The organism is Streptomyces sp. NPDC016845 (genome assembly GCF_044332585.1).
Lineage (GTDB): Bacteria > Actinomycetota > Actinomycetes > Streptomycetales > Streptomycetaceae > Streptomyces.
Window position 1 is genome coordinate 1 of the sequence record NZ_JBIRPI010000009.1, and the last position, 19,304, is coordinate 19,304.

Annotated in this window: 18 protein-coding genes; 8 read left to right on the forward strand and 10 right to left on the reverse strand. The window is 72.2% G+C overall.

Annotation, left to right across the window (positions count from 1 at the left end):
* Positions 1-142 precede the first annotated feature (142 nt).
* Positions 143-331: a DUF5703 family protein gene (locus tag ACH4RC_RS22410; protein WP_111666225.1), complete on the reverse strand. Its 189-nt coding sequence runs from the start codon at positions 329-331 to the stop codon at positions 143-145.
* A gap of 47 nt (positions 332-378) precedes the next feature.
* Between ACH4RC_RS22410 and ACH4RC_RS22415 the strand changes: the two genes are divergently transcribed.
* Complete coding sequence (locus ACH4RC_RS22415) at positions 379-1,140, forward strand: hypothetical protein (protein ID WP_398203611.1); 762 nt, start codon at positions 379-381, stop codon at positions 1,138-1,140.
* 27 nt (positions 1,141-1,167) lie between these two features.
* Here the strand turns inward: ACH4RC_RS22415 and ACH4RC_RS22420 are convergent, their stop codons facing one another.
* Positions 1,168-3,390, reverse strand: coding sequence for a helix-hairpin-helix domain-containing protein (locus tag ACH4RC_RS22420; RefSeq protein ID WP_398203613.1), 2,223 nt, complete (start codon positions 3,388-3,390; stop codon positions 1,168-1,170).
* A complete protein-coding gene (locus ACH4RC_RS22425; protein WP_398203615.1) occupies positions 3,387-4,370 on the reverse strand; it encodes an aldo/keto reductase in 984 nt (327 codons plus the stop codon). Before ACH4RC_RS22425 ends, ACH4RC_RS22420 begins: the two co-directional genes overlap by 4 nt.
* Positions 4,371-4,514: 144 nt before the next feature.
* On the opposite strand from ACH4RC_RS22425, the gene ACH4RC_RS22430 reads away from it, so the two are divergent.
* Positions 4,515-5,570, forward strand: coding sequence for an LLM class F420-dependent oxidoreductase (locus tag ACH4RC_RS22430; RefSeq protein ID WP_398203617.1), 1,056 nt, complete (start codon positions 4,515-4,517; stop codon positions 5,568-5,570).
* Positions 5,571-5,799: 229 nt separating this feature from the next.
* Positions 5,800-6,588 (forward strand): ferritin-like domain-containing protein, encoded by a 789-nt coding sequence (locus ACH4RC_RS22435; RefSeq protein WP_398203618.1) that lies wholly within the window; start codon positions 5,800-5,802, stop codon positions 6,586-6,588.
* A gap of 19 nt (positions 6,589-6,607) precedes the next feature.
* On the opposite strand, the gene corA is transcribed toward ACH4RC_RS22435, so the two are convergent.
* A complete protein-coding gene (corA, locus tag ACH4RC_RS22440; protein WP_398203620.1) occupies positions 6,608-7,609 on the reverse strand; it encodes a magnesium/cobalt transporter CorA in 1,002 nt (333 codons plus the stop codon).
* Positions 7,610-7,671: 62 nt separating this feature from the next.
* On the opposite strand from corA, the gene ACH4RC_RS22445 reads away from it, so the two are divergent.
* The 5 genes from ACH4RC_RS22445 to mshC all read left to right on the forward strand — a co-directional run bounded on the left by ACH4RC_RS22445 (position 7,672) and on the right by mshC (position 11,703).
* Positions 7,672-8,358 carry a histidine phosphatase family protein gene (locus ACH4RC_RS22445; RefSeq protein ID WP_398203622.1) on the forward strand — a complete coding sequence of 229 codons (687 nt, stop codon included), beginning with the start codon at positions 7,672-7,674 and terminating at the stop codon, positions 8,356-8,358.
* A gap of 101 nt (positions 8,359-8,459) precedes the next feature.
* Entirely contained in the window at positions 8,460-9,050 is a 591-nt protein-coding gene (locus ACH4RC_RS22450; RefSeq protein ID WP_398203625.1) for a DUF3090 domain-containing protein, read from the forward strand.
* A complete protein-coding gene (locus tag ACH4RC_RS22455) occupies positions 9,014-9,883 on the forward strand; it encodes an SCO1664 family protein (protein WP_398203628.1) in 870 nt (289 codons plus the stop codon). Before ACH4RC_RS22450 ends, ACH4RC_RS22455 begins: the two co-directional genes overlap by 37 nt.
* Before the next feature lie 58 nt (positions 9,884-9,941).
* Positions 9,942-10,382, forward strand: coding sequence for an SRPBCC domain-containing protein (locus ACH4RC_RS22460; RefSeq protein ID WP_398203631.1), 441 nt, complete (start codon positions 9,942-9,944; stop codon positions 10,380-10,382).
* Between the two features lie 91 nt (positions 10,383-10,473).
* Entirely contained in the window at positions 10,474-11,703 is a 1,230-nt protein-coding gene (gene mshC, locus ACH4RC_RS22465) for a cysteine--1-D-myo-inosityl 2-amino-2-deoxy-alpha-D-glucopyranoside ligase (RefSeq protein WP_398203633.1), read from the forward strand.
* Between the two features lie 165 nt (positions 11,704-11,868).
* Here the strand turns inward: mshC and ACH4RC_RS22470 are convergent, their stop codons facing one another.
* From ACH4RC_RS22470 to ACH4RC_RS22495, 6 genes are all read right to left on the reverse strand, one after another.
* Positions 11,869-12,489: a hypothetical protein gene (locus tag ACH4RC_RS22470; protein ID WP_398203636.1), complete on the reverse strand. Its 621-nt coding sequence runs from the start codon at positions 12,487-12,489 to the stop codon at positions 11,869-11,871.
* 35 nt (positions 12,490-12,524) lie between these two features.
* Entirely contained in the window at positions 12,525-14,285 is a 1,761-nt protein-coding gene (locus tag ACH4RC_RS22475; protein WP_398203639.1) for a S8 family peptidase, read from the reverse strand.
* A gap of 276 nt (positions 14,286-14,561) precedes the next feature.
* Positions 14,562-15,461, reverse strand: coding sequence for a PAC2 family protein (locus tag ACH4RC_RS22480; protein ID WP_398203641.1), 900 nt, complete (start codon positions 15,459-15,461; stop codon positions 14,562-14,564).
* Between the two features lie 290 nt (positions 15,462-15,751).
* Entirely contained in the window at positions 15,752-16,423 is a 672-nt protein-coding gene (locus ACH4RC_RS22485; RefSeq protein ID WP_398203643.1) for a FadR/GntR family transcriptional regulator, read from the reverse strand.
* An 86-nt stretch (positions 16,424-16,509) separates the two neighbouring features.
* Positions 16,510-17,568, reverse strand: coding sequence for an LLM class flavin-dependent oxidoreductase (locus ACH4RC_RS22490; RefSeq protein ID WP_398203646.1), 1,059 nt, complete (start codon positions 17,566-17,568; stop codon positions 16,510-16,512).
* Between the two features lie 112 nt (positions 17,569-17,680).
* Positions 17,681-19,297: an FAD-dependent oxidoreductase gene (locus tag ACH4RC_RS22495; protein ID WP_398203649.1), complete on the reverse strand. Its 1,617-nt coding sequence runs from the start codon at positions 19,295-19,297 to the stop codon at positions 17,681-17,683.
* Positions 19,298-19,304: the final 7 nt, after the last annotated feature.

Consider the following 19,304-nt stretch of genomic DNA (forward strand, 5'->3'; position numbering starts at 1 on the left):
GTGGTGTGTCGGGGGGGGGGGGGCTCCCCGTGGTCCCCATGGCCCCGCCCCCACCCCACCCTACCCCACACCCCCCCCTCACCCCTGTGGGGGGGGGCCCCCCCGGGGGGCCCCGCTCCACTCCTGTTCGCACCGGATCAGGTCACCATGTGGCCCGTACCTGACGGATGATGCGCCGACGCAGGCGTACGCGGCGACTGCCGTCGCGGCGCAGGCTCAATCGGTCCAACTCCCAGTGTCCGTACTCTGCATGGTCTGTCAGCAGACGCGTCGCATCCTTACGGGATACCCCGCGCGGTACGTACACGTCGACAAATTCGTATTCCGGCATCGCATCTATTGTGCGGGCAGGGGCCCGGTACGGATAGCGTCTGCACCATGTCTGATGCTGCGCAGCCCACCGCTGCCGAGGTACGCGCCGCCGCCGAGGCGGTCAAGACCGCGCTCGATCGTCACCTGGCGGCCGTCGAGCGCAGGTCGGGGGAGGACGACCCGGCCGTCTACGAGGCGTTCAACGAGCTCGCCGCCGCGGCCGAGGAGTACGACGAACTCCTCTACGACCGTTACGACGAGGTCACCCCCTTCGAGATCCCCGGCGCGGAGGACTCGCTGCCGCCGTACACCGGGCCCGAGGAACCGAACGCGCTGAGCGTGCTCATCCGACGCGACTACGCCGTGGTGGAGTCGCAGCGTCTTCTCGCCCAGGCCGGCCGGGTCGCCGACCTGGACGGTGATCCGGACATCGACACCGAGTCCGCTACCGGCGCGGGCAGCAGCGTCCACGCCGCGCTCGGCGTCCTCTTCGGCGAATTCGAGCCGGACGAGATCGCCTCGCGCCACAAGGAGTTCGGTCTGGAGGAGGGCGACTCCACCCTCTGGGTCCTGGCCGCGGACGAACCGGCGGAGCCCGGGGAATGGCTGGAAGCCCCCTTCGACCAGGCCGACCCGCAGCGCGTCGTGTGCCGCTTCGATGTCAGCGCGGTCTTCGACGACGACGATGACAACGAGGCCGCGGCCGACGCGATCACGGTCACGGCTCCGCTGGAGGACCCGGACGCGCTCATCGCTGTCGAGGACGTGGTGGACGCCGAAGACGCTGAGGACGTCGAGGACGAGCCCCTGGAGGAAGCGGACCGGTGATCCGCCCCTCCGGGGCCGGGCGGCCTGTCACGCGCCGGGAAGCTGCGCCCTGACCAGGCGTTGCAGGCGGGTCGTGCGCGGCTTGGCCGGAATCTCCGCCACCGCGCGCGGCAGGGCCGCGTCGACGCCGTGCACGACCGAGAGGTGGCGCTCGCCGCGGCCGAACGCCGTGTAGACCCAGGGGCGGGTCAGCGCCTGCGTCGCGTCGCCGGGGAGGACCACGACGGCCGCGGAGCTGCGCAGGCCCACGGCCTGATGAGCGGTGAGCGCCCAGCCGTGCCGCACCGCCCCTCGCTCCACCTGCTCCTTCGGTACGAGGACGGGCTCGCCGTCGCACTCCAGGCGCAGCCCCTCCGCGTCGGCCCCGAGCACCCGGCCGGTCCTGACCCGCCCCGGCGCCGGTACGTAGGCCACGCGGTCCCCGGGGTCGAAGCCGCCGAAGCGGCCGGGGCCGGGGTTCAGCCGCTCCTTGAGGGCCGCGTTCAGCGCGCGCGTCCCCGCCGCGCCGCCGTGCCCGGGGGTGATCACCTGGGTCTCCTCGGCAGGCACGCCGATCGCGCGCGGCACCGAGTCGGCGACGAGCTGCACGGTGCGGTGGATGGCCTCCGCCGCGTCCCGCACGGGCACGATGACGACCTCCTTGCCCGGCGCCTCCACCTGGTTCAGCTCGCCGATGCCGATGCCGGAGACCAGCTCGCCGATCGGCCCGGGGTCCGGGGTGCGGGAGGAGACGCGCGGGCAGATCCCGGCCGCGAGGAGGTCCGCGAACACCCGCCCGGGACCGGCCGACCAGAGCACCCCGGGGTCTCCGCTGAGCAGGAGGCACGCCCCGTCGGGAAGCGACTCGGCGAGCACCGCGGCGGCGTCCACGTCCAACTGCGGGGCGTCCAGGACGACGAGCAGGTCCACGGCGATCGCCCCGTCCGTGTCCCGGCCGGGCCCCTCGGCCTGCGCGAGCAGGCCCGCGACCGTCGCGGTGGCGGACTCGGGCGCGTCCGCGCCGAGCAGGTGCGCGGCCCGGCGCCGTCCGTCCGTGGTGTGCGCGGCGACGCAGACCCGCAGTCCCAGGCGGGCGGCGGTGGCCGCCGTGGCGAGCGGTTCCGCGCGGGCCGCCTCGCCGCCGGTGTGCAGGACGAGGGAGTGCGTGCGCACGGCGCGGAGCAGCTCGGCCGTCGTGCCACCCGCGGCGACGGCGGCCTCCTCCCATTCAGGACCGGCCGCACGACCGTCCTTGGGCGCCGAGTTGATCAGCCGGGCCAGCCCGTCGGCGAGGCTCTCCTCGGCGAGCGCGGTCCGCTCCAGACCGACCAGGATCCGGACAGGCCGTTCGGCCGCCCCTTCGCCCCCTTCGCCCTCATCGTCGTCATCGTTCTCGCCGTCCCGGGCGGGGGCGGGCTCCGGCGTGTCGTCCAGGGCGTCCTGGAAGAGCAGGGCCTCGCCCTCCGCCACGGCGCTCTCCACGGCGGCGTCCGGCCGCGGCACGCCGCGCTTGCCGAGCGCCTCGACGAGCACGGGCAGGTCGAGCGCGGTGTGCCCGGCCACGGTGGCCTGTTCGAGCAGCCAGACGGTGACGGCACGGCCGCGCCGCTCGTCGTCCGGCGCGCACTCGGCGCCGAGCAGCGCCCGCGCGAACCCGTCGGCCTGCTCGGGGCGGACGCCGCTCAGCCGCAGCAGCTGCCAGGGGTCGGCGCGGAGCCGTTCGTCCGCGTCCTCGCCCAGGGTGCGGACGGCGGGCACGGCGAGCGTTTCGGGCGCCCCGCCCTCGGCGAGCACGGCCCGCACCGCGTCCACCGTCCCGGCGTCGGGACCGGCGTCCACGGCGGGCGCGACCGGGACGGGCCTGCGCGCCGGTTCAGCGGTGACGACCCGGCGCGGCCCGCGCTCCGGCTCCGCGAAGACGGTGGCGGGCTTCTCGCCGCTCTCCACGGCGCGCACGGCGGCCAGCAGATCGGCGGCCGTCCCGCTCAGCTTGCCCCCGGCGTCGACCGGCCCCTCCTTGGCGGCCTTGCGCTCCGCGATCCGCTCCCGCAGGGCCCGCTGCGCGGCGATCTCCGCCTCGGCCTCGGACAGCTGTGCCCCGTCCGCCGCGCCCTCGGCGCCTGCCGTCCCGACACCCTCGGCCGTCTCGGCGGCCTCGACGCCTTCGGCGCCCTCGGGGTTGTCAGGGTCGTCGACACCCACAGCGCCCTCAGCCCCGGCGCCGGGGCTCGCCCCTGACTCGTTCTCCGCGGCAGCGGACTCCGTACTCACAACGTGCTCCAGTCCTGATCGGGATAGCGGTGCACGGGCGCCGACACGTCGTCGAGCGCCTGGCAGATCTCGTCAGGAAGACTAAGCGCCTCCACTGACAACGCCTCGGAGAGCTGCTGCGCGTTGCGCGCGCCGATGACCGGCGCGGCCACCCCGGGCCGGTCCCGCACCCAGGCCAGGGCCACATGCAGGGGCGTCACGGCGAGCCCGTCCGCGGCTATGGCCACCGCGTCCACGATGTGCCCGGCCGCCTCGTCCAGGTACGGCGCGACGAACGGCGCCATGTGGTCGGAGCCGCCCCGGGAGTCCGCCGGGGTGCCCGAGCGGTACTTGCCGGTGAGCACGCCCCGGCCGAGCGGCGAGGACGGCAGCAGACCGATGCCGAGGTCGAGTGCGGCGGGCAGCACCTCGCGCTCCACCCCGCGCTGGAGCAGCGAGTACTCCATCTGCGTACTGGCAAGGCGGGTGCGTGTGCCTGCCGCCGCGAGCTGCCAGGTGCCCGCCTTGGCCAGCTGCCAGCCGGAGAAGTTCGAGACACCCGCGTACCGCGCCCGGCCGCTGCTGACAGCGATGTCGAGGGCCTGGAGCGTCTCGTCGAGCGGCGTCTCGGCGTCGTAGGCGTGGATCTGCCACAGGTCGACGTAGTCCGTGCCGAGACGGGCGAGCGAGGCGTCCAGGGCGCAGAGCAGATGGCCGCGCGAGCCGTCGAAGCGCCGGTCCGGGTCGGGCACACAGCCCGCCTTGGTGGAGATGACCAGATCCCGGCGCGGCACGAGGCCCTCGACGAGCCGCCCGAGCAGGTACTCGGACTCGCCGTCGCCGTACACGTCGGCCGTGTCGACGAGTGTGCCGCCCGCCTCCCAGAAGGTCTTCAACAGGTCGGCGGCGTCGTGCTCGTCGGTGTCCCGGCCCCAGGTGAGGGTGCCGAGCCCGATGCGGGACACGCGCAGACCGGTGCGGCCGAGATGCCTCTGCTCCATGGGCGCTGAGATTACTGGCCGAAGGTCGGAAAGCGGCGCCCCTGTGGACAACTCTCGTCGGGCCGGTCGCGCTAGGGTGCCGGACAAGAGACGTTACCGATGGGTAAGACAGCGGATCCGCACGGCGATAAGGGGATGTGGTCAATGAAGCTCGGCATCAATCTCGGGTACTGGGGCGCGGGCATGGACGCGGACAACCTGGCCGTCGCCAAGGAGGCCGACAAACTCGGCTACGCGGTGTGCTGGGCCGCCGAGGCGTACGGCTCGGACGCCGCGACCGTCCTCGCGTACGTCGCCGCGCAGACCGAGCGCATCGACGTCGGCTCGGCGATCTTCCAGATCCCGGCCCGCCAGCCCACGATGACGGCGATGACCGCCTCCACCCTCGACTCGCTCTCCGGCGGCCGCTTCCGGCTCGGCCTCGGCGTCTCCGGGCCGCAGGTCTCCGAGGGCTGGTACGGCGTCAAGTTCGACAAGCCGCTGGCGCGCACGCGCGAGTATGTCGAGATCGTCCGCAAGGCGATGAGCCGCGAGCGGGTCTCCTACGACGGCGCCCACTGGACGCTCCCGCTGCCCGAAGGACCGGGCAAGCCCCTCAAGCTGACCCTGCACCCGCAGCGCGAGCACATCCCGCTCTACATCGCCGCGATCGGCCCGAAGAACCTGGAGCAGACCGGCGAGATCGCCGACGGCGCCCTGCTGATCTTCCCCTCCGCCGAGCACCTGGAGGAGACCACGATCACGCACCTGCGCGCGGGCCGCGAGAAGGCCGGGAAGACGATGGAGGGCTTCGACGTCTGCCCGACGCTGCCGCTCGCGGTCGGCGCCGACAAGGACGTCGCCGCCCTCGCCGACTTCTTCCGCCCGTACACCGCGCTCTACGTCGGCGGCATGGGCAGCCCCAAGCAGAACTTCTACAACCGCCTCGCCCAGCGCATGGGCTACGAGAAGGAGGCGGCGGAGATCCAGCAGAAGTACCTGAGCGGCGACAAGGACGGCGCGGCCGCCGCCGTCCCGCACCAGCTCATCGACTCCACGACCCTGCTCGGCTCCGTGGACCGCATCGCCGACCGCATGCGGGCCTACGCCGCGGCCGGTGTCACCACGCTGACGATCAACCCGGCCGGCTTCACGCTCGACGAGCGGGTGGCGGCCCTGCGCGCGGGCACCGAGGCGCTGGAGCGCGCCGGGCTGGCGTAGCGGGAGGGGTTGCGTTCTGCGGCCGTGGTGGGGGCTCGGGGGGTCTTCCCCGCCACGGCCGTCACGGGGAACAACGCGCCATCGCGCGCGTGGTTACGCCTGCCTCCTCCGCTCCGCCTCCTCCGTTCGGCCGAGTTGGCCGTCACACCTGTTGCCCCACCGCGCGCACCGCATTTGACTCGTCTTTTGCGATACACCGGATGCGGTGCGGAGGCAGGGAGGACCCAGAGTGCTGTCGGCGAAGAGGTTGTTCCAGGAGATCATCGACAACGACGAGTCGTTCCGGCTGTTCTGCTCCATCGCGGCCAGTGGCGAGTCGCAGGGCGGCTGGGAGAACGGGCGCATCGCCGCCCTGGTCCCCGCCCGCGAGCGCGCCCTCGCCCCCAAGGTGGCGCGGCACGGCGCCGACGAGGACAAGCACGGGCGCATCTTCAACGCCTTGATGAAGAAGCGCGGACTGAGCCCGGTCCCCGTCCCGCCCGAGACCGACTACACGATGCTCCTCGAACAGCACGGCATCGGGCTCGCCCACGCGCGGCTCAAGCACGACGAGCCGCTCTCCGTACCCGACATCGTCACCTACCTCGCGCACAGCCGCGTCACCGAGCAGCGCGCCTCGGAGCAGATGCAGATGCTGCGCAAGCACTTCGCCGACGACCCCGGCCTCGGCCGCGCGGTCAAGATGATCTCCCACGACGAGGACAACCACCTCGCCTACTGCCACGAGGAACTGCTCCGCTTCGCCTACGCGGGCCACGGCCGCACCATCCAGCGCACCCTGCGCGCGTGCGCCCTGGCGGAGATCGCCGTCTACCGGGACGTCAGCCTGGCCGTCATGGACCACATGGGCCGCATCCTCGGCTGGCCCAAGCCGAAGGCGGCCCTGCTCGCCACCGGGATCCGCGCCATGTACGCGTACGAACGCGCCGGCGGCTGGCGGCGCATGGTCTCCCTGGAGATGCCGCGGCGCAGGGACGCGCTCGGCGGGCCCGCGACCACGGCGGTGGAGTTCGCCTGACCCACGCGCGCGTGGGTCACTAAAGCCAGCCGCGCTTCTTGAACATCCGGTACAGCACCCACTCCAGGACGACCATCACCGCGATCACCACCGGGTACGACCACACCCAATGCAGCTCGGGCATGTGGTCGAAGTTCATGCCGTAGATGCCCGCGATCATCGTGGGCACCGCCGCCATGGCCGCCCACGCCGAGATCTTCCGCATGTCGTCGTTCTGCCGCACGCTCATCTGCGCCAGATGTGCCGAGAGGATGTCGGAGACCAGGCGGTCCAGGCCGTCCACGGACTCGTTGACCCGGGTGAGGTGGTCGTTCACGTCACGGAAGAACGGCTGCGCGCTCTCGTTCACGAACGGCACCTTCGCGAGCCCCCAAGGGCCCACGCCGGAGAGCCGTTCGAGCGGCAGTGTCAACGGCACGGTGGCGCGCCGGAATTCGAGGACCTGCCGCTTGAAGGTGTAGATCCGCGACGCGGTGTCCCGCGATCCGCCGCCGTCGGGGGAGAAGACGTCCGTCTCCAGCTCCTCCAGGTCGGTCTGCAGCTCGTTCGCGACCTCCAGGTAATGGTCGACGGTGGCGTCCGCGATCGAGTAGAGCACCGCCGTCGGCCCCTGCTTGAGCAGCCCCGGATCGGCCTCCAGACGCTGCCGTACGGCCTTCAGGGGCGCGCCCTCGCCGTGGCGCACGGTCACCACGAACGAGTCGCCCAGGAACAGCATCAGCTCGCCCGTGGACACCTTGTCGCTCTTCGGCTCGTACACGACCGGCTTGAGGACGACGAACAGCGAGTCGTCGTAGACCTCCAGCTTCGGCCGCTGGTGCGCCTTCAGCGCGTCCTCCACGGCCAGCGGATGCAGCCCGAACTCCTGCGTGACCTGCTCGAACTCCTCCTCGGTCGCCTCGTGCAGACCGATCCACACGAACGCGTCCCCCGTCGACCGCGCCTGGTCGAGCGCGTCGGAGAAGTCGGACGGGCCCTCGGTCCGGCGTCCGTCCCGGTAGATGGCACAGTCGACGATCATGAAGCAGATTCTCCCCAGGGGGCGACGGAGCCGCACGCGCGCGTGCGCCTAGGCTGATCCGTATGCCCACGCTGATTCTCGTCCGGCACGGACGCTCCACCGCCAACACCGCGGGTCTGCTCGCCGGGTGGACCCCCGGCGTGGCCCTCGACGAGCGGGGCGCCGCCCAGGCCGCGGCGCTGCCCGGGCGGCTGAAGGACCTGCCGCTCGCACGGATCGTCACCAGCCCCCTGCAGCGCTGCCAGGAGACCCTCGCGCCGCTGCTCGCCGCGCGCCCCGACGTGCCCGTGGAGAGCGACGACCGCATCGGCGAGTGCGACTACGGCGACTGGTCCGGCCGCAAGCTCGCCGAACTCACCGGCGAACCGCTCATGGAGGTCGTGCAGCAGCACCCGACCGCCGCCGCGTTCCCCGGCGGGGAGTCGATGCGGCAGATGCAGCACCGGGCCGCCGAAGCGGTACGTGAGTGGAACGCGCGCGTGGCGCGGGAACACGGCTCCGACGCCGTGTATCTGATGTGCTCCCACGGAGACATCATCAAGTCGCTCGTGGCGGACGCCCTCGGGCTGCATCTGGACCTCTTTCAGCGGATCTCTGTCGAACCGTGTTCCATCACGGCCATCCGTTACACCCGGCTGCGCCCCTTTCTCGTACGCCTCGGTGACACCGGGGACTTCGCGTCCCTGGCCCCGAGCGAGGAACCGCAGGGCCCGGACGCACCCGTCGGGGGCGGCGCGGGCGCACCGTGATCGTCGGCCGCAGTAGGGTGAAGCAGCCGTCAACACGGTCGGGTCCTGTCCTCCGCGGCCGGGCCTGATCAGTCGTTCCCCGAATCCCATGGAGTCAGGACGTGTCCCGTCAGGTGTTCCTCTACGACCCCCCGGAGCGGTTCGTCGCCGGTACGGTCGGGCTCCCCGGACGCCGCACCTTCTTCCTGCAGGCCTCGGCAGGAACCCGGGTCACCAGCGTGTCGCTGGAGAAGACCCAGGTCGCCGCGCTCGCCGAGCGCATGGAGGAACTGCTCGACGAGGTCGTGCGGCGCAGCGGCGGCAACGCCCCGGTGCCCGCCGTCGTGCCCACCGAGACCTCCGACACCGCGCCCCTCGAGGCGCCCGTCGACGAGGAGTTCCGCGTCGGCACCATGGCGCTCGCCTGGGACGGCGACGAGGAGCGCATGATCGTCGAGGCGCAGGCGCTCGTCGAGGTGGACGCCGAGTCGGAAGAAGACCTGGCCGAAGCCGAGGAAAGGCTTCTCCAGGACGACGAGAACGGCCCGCCGATGCTCCGGGTCCGCCTCACGGGCACCCAGGCCCGCGCCTTCGCCAAGCGGGCCCTGGACGTCGTCAACGCGGGCCGGCCGCCGTGCCCGCTGTGCAGCCTGCCGCTCGACCCGGAGGGACACGTATGCCCGCGCCAGAACGGATACCGGCGCGGCGCGTGAGCGACCGGGATCTCACGCTCCTCGCCGAGGGGGAGCTGCACGTACTGGGCCAGATCCGCGAGGCCTCCAACGCCGTCCTGCTCTGCAGCGTCACCCACGAGGGCCGCGAGGCGCGCTGCGTCTACAAGCCGGTGCGCGGCGAGCGCCCCCTGTGGGACTTCCCCGACGGGACCCTCGCCCAGCGCGAGGTCGCCGCGTACGAGGTCTCCGAGGCGCTCGGCTGGGCCCTGGTCCCGCCGACCGTGCTGCGCGACGGGCCGTACGGCGAGGGCATGTGCCAGCTGTGGATCGACGGACCGGACGGGAACACGGACGAGGACACGGACGAGAACGACGACTCCGGGGAGGCCGGCAAGCTGCTCGCCCTCGTCGACGCCGAGGAGCCCGCCGAGGGCTGGAAGGCCATCGGGTTCGCGGAGGTCGAGGAGGGGCGCACCGCGCTGCTCGTGCACGCCGACGACCAGCGCCTTCGCCGCCTCGCCGTCCTCGACGCCGTGATCAACAACGGTGACCGCAAGGGCGGCCACCTGCTCGTCGACGCCGACGAGCACCTCTACGGCATCGATCACGGGGTCACCTTCAACGCCGAGGACAAGCTGCGCACCCTGCTGTGGGGCTGGGCGGGTGAGCCGCTGACCGACGAGGCCACGGCCGCCCTCGAAGCGCTGAGCGAGCGGCTGCGGGACGGCGAGCCGCTCGCGGTCCGCCTCGCCGGGCTGATCACCGGCGCCGAGCTGGAGGCCCTGCGGGAACGGGTCGCGGCCCTGCTGAAGTCCGGGCGGCACCGGGAGCCGGGCGGGGAGTGGCCCGCGATCCCGTGGCCGCCCATCTGACCTGCGGGTCAGCGGCGCCGGGGGGCGGCTGTCAGTGGGCGGCACTACCGTCGGACCCATGACCAAGCTGATGGTGGAGGACCGCATCGACCGCCCGGCCGCGGATGTGTTCCGCGCGATCGTCAGCCCGGACGGCCTGTCGAGCTTCTTCACGGCCGAGGCGTCCGCCGCCATGGTGCCGGGCACGGTCGTGACCTGGCGCTTCGGGCACGTGGACGCGACCTTCGACGTGGAGATCGGCGAGATCGAGACGGATCGGCTGATCTCCTGGCGGTGGCCCGGCGCCGACGTGACGATCGAGCTGGCCGACGCCGACGGGGGCGGCACCCACGTCACCGTCACCGAGCAGCCCATGGGGGACGGCATCGAGGGCGCGGCGCGGGCCGTGGGGCAGACGCAGGGCTGGACGTACTTCGTGTGCGGGCTGCGCGCCTACCTGCTGCACGGGATCCGCCATTTCGGCCTTTCGGCCGCGATCCGGGCCACGGTCGTCGGGTAGCGCGCCGATCATGGATGCGCAAGAGCGCCTCGTCGGCCATCGGAGCAGGTCCGGTTCGTATACGGACGCACCGTCCGGTTACGCTCAAGGCATGCATGCCTGGCCCGCTTCTGAGGTCCCCGCCCTGCCCGGCAAGGGCCGCGACCTTCGGATCCACGACACCGCGACCGATGGGCTCGTCACACTCGACCCCGGTCCCGTCGCCCGTATCTACGTCTGCGGCATCACGCCGTACGACGCGACCCATATGGGTCACGCGGCGACCTACAACGCGTTCGACCTGGTGCAGCGCGTGTGGCTCGACACCAAGCGGCAGGTGCACTATGTCCAGAACGTGACGGACGTCGACGACCCGCTCCTGGAGCGCGCCATCCGCGACGGCATCGACTGGACAGGGCTCGCCGAGCGCGAGACCGCCCTGTTCCGCGAGGACATGAGCGCCCTGCGGATGCTCCCGCCGCAGCACTACATAGGCGCCGTCGAGGCCATACCGGGCATCGTGCCGCTCGTCGAGCGGCTCCGTGACGCCGGTGCGGCGTACGAGCTCGACGGCGACATCTACTTCTCCGTCGAGGCCGATCCGCACTTCGGCTCCGTCTCCCACCTCGATGCCGAAACGATGCGGCTGCTCTCCGCAGAGCGCGGCGGCGACCCCGACCGCGCCGGCAAGAAGAACCCGCTCGACCCGATGCTGTGGATGGCCGCGCGCGAGGGCGAGCCCAGCTGGGACGGCGGCTCCCTCGGCCGGGGGCGCCCCGGCTGGCACATCGAGTGCGTCGCCATCGCCCTCGACCACCTCGGCATGGGCTTCGACGTCCAGGGCGGCGGCTCCGACCTCGCCTTCCCGCACCACGAGATGGGCGCCTCGCACGCGCAGGCGCTGACCGGCGAGTTCCCGATGGCCAAGGCGTACGTGCACGCCGGGATGGTCGGGCTCGACGGCGAGAAGATGTCCAAGTCCAAGGGCAACCTCGTCTTCGTCTCGCAGCTGCGGCGCGACGGTGTCGACCCGGCCGCGATCCGGCTCGCGCTCCTCGCCAACCACTACCGGGCCGACTGGGAGTGGACGGACCAGGTCCTCGCGGACGCCGTGGCCCGGCTCGGGCGGTGGCGGGCGGCTGTGTCGCGGCCTGACGGCCCGCCGGCCGAGCAGCTCGTCGAGGAGATCCGCGCCGCGCTCGCCGACGACCTGGACTCGCCTGCGGCCCTGGTCGCCGTCGATCGCTGGGCGGAGCTCCAGTCCTCGCGGGGCGGTGCGGACGAGGGGGCGCCCGGCGTCGTCTCCCGGGCCGTCGACGCGTTGCTCGGGGTCGCGCTCTAAGGCCCCCCACGCCGAGGTCCCCCACCCCGAGGTCCCTCACCCCGCCCGATTCCGTGACAGCCCCTCCGGGGCGAGTAGCCGAGGTCACGGGGCTCTGCCCCGGACCCCCGCTCCTCAACCGCCGGAGGGGCTGTCGGTGCCGGTCCGTACGCGTGCGTGCCGGTGTCAGGGCAGGGTGACGGCGATGCCGACCAGGAGGCCCGGGTTGCTCGTGTCGTAGTAGCCGTAGACCCGCTGGCCGAAGATGAACGCGTTCTGCACCTCGGCGTGGGTCTCCTGCTTCGGGTCGATCAGGACCCGCCACTGGCCGTCCACGTACAGGTAGAGGATGTCGGCCTGGCCCGGGAACGGCTGGATGAGGTCGAAGAAGCTGACCGCGACACCGGTGACGACGGACTGCGTCGACACCTGCGGGATCTCGGCCTGCGGCACCCGCTGCTGCTGGCCTTGTTGCCCCTGCTGCCCCTGCTGACCCTGTTGACCTGGGGCTTGCTGCTGGCCCATCTGGTGCAGCAGGTGCTGGAACGGCTGCTGCTGCCCCATCTGCTGGAGCTGCTGCTGCAACTGCGGCGGGAGCTGCTGCTGGCCCTGCGTGCCTTGCATGCCCTGCATCCCCTGGCCCATCTGCTGCAGCTGCGGCGGGACCGTGCTCGGGCCCTGCTGCCGGCCTTGCTGCCCGAACTGCTGCTGCCCGAACTGCGGCGGACCGGAAGGCTGCTGTTGCTGGCCGAAGGGCTGTTGTTGCTGCTGCTGGCCGAACTGGCCCATCTGCGGGGTGGTGCTCATACTCGTACCCCTTCTCGTCGTTGCGTGGGGGACCGTCAGCCCGTGACCACCAGGCCGACGACCTCGTCGTCCGAGAACCAGACACGTACGTCGGGCCGTCCCCCCGCGAAGGCGGCGTGCACCGCCTGGCGGATCTCGGGGGACGGACGGTTCAGATTGCGCCAGTCACCCGCCACGAACAGGCGGATGCGGGGCGGGAGTTCCGGCGGATACGGGATCAGCTCGTCCCAGAACCGTTCGGCCTGGCCCGAGCCGACCGTCGACGGCAGCACATTGGTGACCGCGCCCTTGAGGTCGGGCCGGTTGCCGATGCGCTGCGAGGCGGGGCGGCCCGGCGCGTCCTGCTGCGGCGAACCCGTCGCCCGGAGCACTTCCCGCGCCCGCTGCGACGTCATCGGGCGCTGGCCCCCCGCCTTGAGCATGCCCTGGAGGCAGGCCAGCGCGCCGACGACCACCGGGGAGGCGGACGATGTGCCGGAGAAGGTGTCCGTGTACCAGGCGATCTCCTCGCTGCCGCCCTGGAGGTCGCCGGGCCGGTCCCAGAAGCCGCCCGTGGTGGTGACCTCGCGGCCCCAGCCCTGGGCGTCCACCCGGGCGCCGAAGTTGGAGAACGCGAGGCGTGAGCGGTCCGGGCCGTGGTCGCGGCCGTGCGTGCCGGGCGGCGGCGCGCCCGCGCCCACCAGGACCGCGCCGGACGACCTGTTGGACGGGTTGAACGGGTTGTGCCACCAGGGCGGGAACTCGTCCGGGCGCCGCTCGTACACCGCGTCGTCCAGCGACTCCGCGCCGTTGCCCGCCGCGCCGACGACCACGATGCCCTTCGCCGTCGCGAACTTGATCGCCGCGAAGTCGTCCGGCCACCACTCCAGGGGGATGTAGCCGCGCTGGTCGTCACGGGGCGCGAAGTCGAAGCGCGGCCCCGGACGGTGCAGCTCGATCAGGACGATGTCGCCGGGGGAGAGGCGCTGCGCGGCCGCGTGGATCGCCGCCGCCGTGCCCACACCCTGGAACGACGCCGCCGCCGTCACCGCCTCGGGCGCGATCCCGGTGACCCCGCGCTCGCCCCGGTCGCCGCCGAGCACACCGAGGACCGCCGTGCCGTGGTTGCGCCAGGCCACGTCCGCGATCGGCGTGCCGATCACCAGCCCCGCGAGCTTGGCAGACAGGTCCTCGTGGCCGAGCTGCCAGGCGCCCTCCACGTCGATGACGGTGACGCCCTCGCCGCTGCCGCCGAGCCGCTGCCACGCCCAGTGCGCGTCCACGCCCTCCGGCGCGGGGCCCAGATAGCGCTGGCGGGCGGTGAAGTCGGGGGTCGCGGCCGTCTTCTCCTTCATGCGCCGTGCCTCGTACGCCTCGTCGAACTCCTCCGGCATCGACGCGGGCACCGCGCCCGGTTTCACGTACGCCGTCACGATGCCGGGCAGCGCCGAGATCCGGGAGCGCAGCTCCTGCGCGCGGTCGGCGCCGCCCCGCACCCGGTAGAACAGCGCAAGGTCGGGGACGTCCGCCCCGGCCGCCGACGCCTCGAACGCGCCCTGCAGGCGTTCCTCGCTGCCGAACAGGGGCTCCATGGTGAGCTGTTCGTCACCGAGGAACATGTTCAGGGCGGAGACGTCCGCGCCCGCCGCCGAGCGCACCCCGTCGGCCTGGACCCGCAAGCGGGCCTCCGACCGCGCCAGGACGATCAGTTCCTCCTCCGCGCCGCGATAGGTGAACCCGGATCCGTCCGGCCCTGGACCCGCCGCTCCGGGCCCCGCCCCCGGGCCGTGCGCCGGTTCCGCGTGCTGATCGGTCATCGCTCCACAGCTCCCCTCACCATGTCCGGTCGTACGGGTGTGCCTGTGTGCTGGTGCCGTGCTCGCGCTGCGCCTGTGCCGTGCTCGTGCCGTGCTCGTGCTCCTCGGGGCACACCCTGCTACGGCCGTGGGCGCCCGTCCAGACCCATTTCCTCAAGGGTGTTTGAAAACAAGTTGAAGCGGGAACACTCGCGCATCCGTTCCCATGCCCGCGACAAACGCACGCGGCCCATGACAAAGGCGGGCGCCATCGGCGCCCGCCTTCGTCAAGGAGTCCTACTCGTCCCCGCCCTCGCCCTCCGGGCGCGGCGGCTTGGGCGGCCGCGTCCGGTCGTCCGGGTCGCGGTGGCGCAGATAGCGCTCGAAGTCGCGGGCGATGGCCTCGCCGGACGCCTCCGGCAGCTCCGCGGTGTCCCGCGCCTCCTCCAGGCTCTGCACGTACTCGGCGACCTCGCTGTCCTCCGCCGCCAGCTGGTCCACGCCCACCTGCCAGGCCCGCGCGTCCTCGGGCAGGTCGCCCAGCGGGATCGGCAGGTCGATCAGGTCCTCGAGACGGTTGATCAGCGCCAGGGTGGCCTTCGGGTTCGGCGGCTGCGACACGTAGTGCGGAACCGCCGCCCACAGCGAGACCGCCGGGACGCCCGCGTGCGTGCACGCCTCCTGGAGGATGCCGACGATGCCCGTCGGACCCTCGTACTTGGTCTCCTCCAGGTCCATGCGCGTAGCGAGATCCGGGTCGGAGGTGACCCCGGACACCGGCACCGGACGCGTGTGCGGGGTGTCGCCGAGCAGCGCGCCCAGGATGACGACCAGCTCGACGCCCAGCTCGTGCGCGAAACCGAGGATCTCGTTGCAGAACGACCGCCAGCGCATGGACGGTTCGATGCCCCGGACCAGGACCAGGTCGCGCGGTTTCGCACCGCCGACCCGGACCACCGAGAGCCGCGTCGTCGGCCAGGTGATCTTGCGCGCGCCGTCCTCCAGCCACACCGTGGGCCGGTTGACCTGGAAGTCGTAGTAGTCCTCGGCGTCGAGCGCCGCGAACACCTCGCCCTTCCACTCCTTGTCGAGATGCGCGACCGCGGTGGAAGCGGCGTCGCCGGCATCGTTCCAGCCCTCGAACGCGGCCACCATGACCGGGTCGACCAGCTCGGGAACCCCCTCGAGCTCGATCACCCAGCGCCTCCTTCCGACGTTCCCTCGCGTACCTGCCCACCTTACGGCGTCCGCGGGTACGCCCCGCAGCCCCCCGGAGTGCGAGGGCTGCCCGGAACACTGCCCCGACTCGGACGGTCGCACTCCACCCGAGAGGATCACTTGGTCAGAAGACCGGTCACGAGAGGTCGGTCACGAGGTCGGTCGTAGGGCAGTCACAAGGCCGGTCACAAGGCCGGTCACAAGGTCAGTCACAAGGCCGGTCACAAGGCCGGTCACAAGGCCGGTCACAAGGCCGGTCACAAGGCCGGTCACAAGGTCGAACGGAGCCACTGCTCCACGCTCGCGATGTGCACCGTCGCCCATGACCGGGCCGCCTCCGCGTCGCGGTCGCGCAGCGCCGCCAGGATCGCCCGGTGCTCGCGCAGGGTGCGGCCGACCGCGTCCTCCTGCGTGAGACCGCGCCAGATACGGGCCCGGGTGGTCGGCCCGGACAGGCCGTCGAGCAGGGAGCACAGGACCGAGTTGCCGGACGCGGCGACGATCCCGCGGTGGAAGTCGAGGTCGGCGGCGACCAGCTCCTCCACGGACGGCTCGGCGCCCAGCGCGTCCAGCTGCGCCGCGAGCCGGCCGAGCTCCTCCTCGGAGATGGAGCCCGCGGCCATCGCCGTCGCCGCGGGCTCCAGGATGCGGCGCACCGCGAGGAACTCCAGGACCGTGTCGTCGCGGTGGAAGTCGACGACGAAGCTCAGCGCCTCGAGCAGCAGTTGCGGGTCGAGGCTGGTGACGTACGTGCCGTCGCCCTGGCGGACGTCGAGGATGCGGATCAGCGACAGGGCGCGTACGGCCTCGCGGAGCGAATTGCGGGACAGGCCCAGGTCACCGGCGAGTTCACTCTCCTTGGGGAGCCGGTCGCCGGGGCGCAGGACACCCGAGACGATCATGCCCTTGATCTTCTCGATGGCCTCGTCGGTGACGGCCACGGCGGCCCCCTCTGCTCGTCCCCGGAGGGCACACACCCCCGATGTCCGGGACCATTATGGGCGCACACCGTCGCCGCCCCCCGGCGTCACTCCCACAGGGAAGTCGGCGCCGCCGCCCGTACGACCGGCGCGATCTCCTCCGCGAACCGGTGCAGCGTCTCGATCTGCTCGCTCGCGCCCTGCCCGAACGTGTCCACCGTGACCGACTGCAGATCGTGCCGGTACACCTCGTGGTACCCGAGGATCTTGTCGATGATCTGCTGCGGCGAGCCGATGAGCTGCGGGCCGTCCGCGATGGCGTCCTCGATCGTGCGGAACGGTGTGTTGTAGCCCGCCTTGTCGGCCAGGTGCGGCCTGAAGGACTGGGCGATCTTCGCCTCGTACAGCTCCTTGTGGCGCGCGACGGCCTGCTCGTGCGTGTCCGCGATGAGGAGGCCGCCCGAGCCCGCCGCCACGTGCGCCCGCGCCGGATCGTGCCCGTACGCCGCGAAGCGTTCGCGGTAGTGGTCGATGAGGTTCGCGTACGCGGCCCGGGGCTGGATCGCGTTGGCCGTGAAGAGCGGATCGCCGTGCTTGGCCGCCAGTTCGGGGGAGTTGAGGGAGGTCGCCGAGCCGTGCCAGATGCGGGGGAGGCCCGCGTACGGGCGCGGCACCGTCGTCGCCCCCTTCAAGGCGGGCCGGAACTCGCCGTCCCAGTCGACGCCCTCCTCCGTCCACAGGCGGCGCAGCAGCTCGTACTTCTCCTTCTGCAGGTCCCACTGGCGGGCCTCGTCGAGGCCGAACAGGTCGAAGTGGCCTGCCTCCGCGCCCTTGCCGACGACCAGTTCGACGCGGCCGCGCGAGAGCTGGTCGAGCGTCGCGTAGTCCTCGGCGACGCGTACCGGGTCGAGGATCGCCACGACCGTGACGCCCGTGAGCAGCTTGATCCGGGTCGTGCGCGCCGCCAGCGCGCCGAGTATCACGGTCGGGCTCGACGACAGGAACGCGCCCGCGTGCCGCTCGCCGACCGCGTACGCGTCGTAGCCCAGTTGTTCCGCGGCGACACCGACCTCGACGACCTCGGCCAACCGGTCCGCCGCCGACGGGAGGTCACCGGTCAGCGGGTGCGGGGCGTGGCCGACGATGGTCAGGACCTGGAATCTCATGACTCAACTGTCGCCCGCGCAGATTGCCGACGTATGTCGGCCGCATGGCGGCGCCAGGGGACAGATAAGGGGCGGCCCTCCATGGGAGCCGCCCCTTACCCGTCCGTCCGGGCTACTTCTTGTCGAGCATGTCCTGCACCTTGCCCCGCACCTCGTCCGTGGCAAGGCCCCGGATGGTCAGCGTGGTGCGGCGGCGCAGCACGTCGTCGGGGGTCTCGGCCCACTCGTGGTCGCGGGCGTAGGCGACCTGCGCCCAGATCTCCGGGGCGTCGGGGTGGACGCGCTCGCCCAAGTCCGGGTTCTCGTTGGCCAGGCGCGCGATGTCGAAGGCCAGCGAGCCGTAGTGGGTCGCCAGGTGCTTGGCGGTGTCGGCGGCCATCTGCGGACCGGGCGCCGGGTTGTCGATGAGGAGGCGGTGCGCGACCGCGCGCGGGTTGGCGACACCGGGGAGCGGCATCCGCTTCGGCAGCTCGTCGATCGGCTCGAAATCCGCGCCGAGCGGGTGGCCGGGCAGCGACTCCAGCTTCTTCATCACCGTACGGCCGATGTGGCGGAACGTCGTCCACTTGCCGCCCGCGACGGACAGCATGCCCGCGCGGCCCTCGGTGACGACCGTCTCGCGCTTGGCCTTCGACGTGTCGCCGGGGCCGCCCGGCAGCACGCGCAGACCGGCGAACGAGTACGTGATGAGGTCGCGCTTCAGCTGCTGGTCGCGGACGGAGAAGGCGGCCTCGTCCAGGATCTGGTCGATGTCCTTCTCGTTGACCGCGACGTCCCCCGGGTCGCCCTCGTACTCCTCGTCGGTCGTGCCGAGCAGCAGCATGTCCTCCCAGGGGAGGGCGAAGGTGATGCGGTACTTGTCGATCGGGGTGGCGAGCGCGGCCTTCCACGGCGAGGTGCGCTTCAGGACCAGGTGCGCGCCCTTGGAGAGGCGGATCGAGGGGGCCGCGTCCGGGTCCTCCATCTTGCGCAGGTGGTCGACCCACGGGCCGGTCGCGTTGAGCACGAGCCGGGCGTTCACACCGAACTCGTCACCGCTCTGGCGGTCCTTGAGCTCCGCGCCAGTGACCCGGCCCTTGGTGAAGCGCAGGCCCGTGACCTCGGCGTGGTTGAGGACGACGGCGCCCGCGTCGACGGCCGCGCGGACCGTCATCAGCGCCATCCGCGCGTCGTTCATCTGGTCGTCGCCGTACACGGCCACGGCCTTCAGGTTGTCGGTGCGCAGCTCGGGCACGTCCTGCTGCGCCTTGGCGGGGGAGAGCAGGTGGCCGACGCCGTCGCCGAACGCGGAGAGCGCGCTGTACGCGAAGACGCCCGCGCCCAGCTTGGCCGCGCCGTGCGGGCCGCCCTTGTAGACGGGCAGGTAGAAGGTGAGCGGGTTGGCGAGGTGCGGCGCCACGTTCTTGGACACCGCGCGGCGCTCGAAGTGGTTCTCCGCGACGAGCTTGACCGCGCCGGTCTGCAGGTAGCGCAGACCGCCGTGGAGCAGCTTGGAGGAGGCGGAGGAGGTGGCGCCGGCGAAGTCACCGGCGTCGACCAGGGCCACCCTGAGACCGGACTGCGCGGCGTGCCAGGCAGTGGAGATGCCCAGGATGCCGCCGCCGATCACCAGGAGGTCGTACGTCGCCTTGGAAAGCTGCTCGCGGGTCTCGGCGCGGCTCGGGTTGGAGCCGGCGGCCGGGTGCGTTCCGAGGGCAGGCACGGTCTGCAGGGTGGTCTTGGTAGTCATGGTGGGG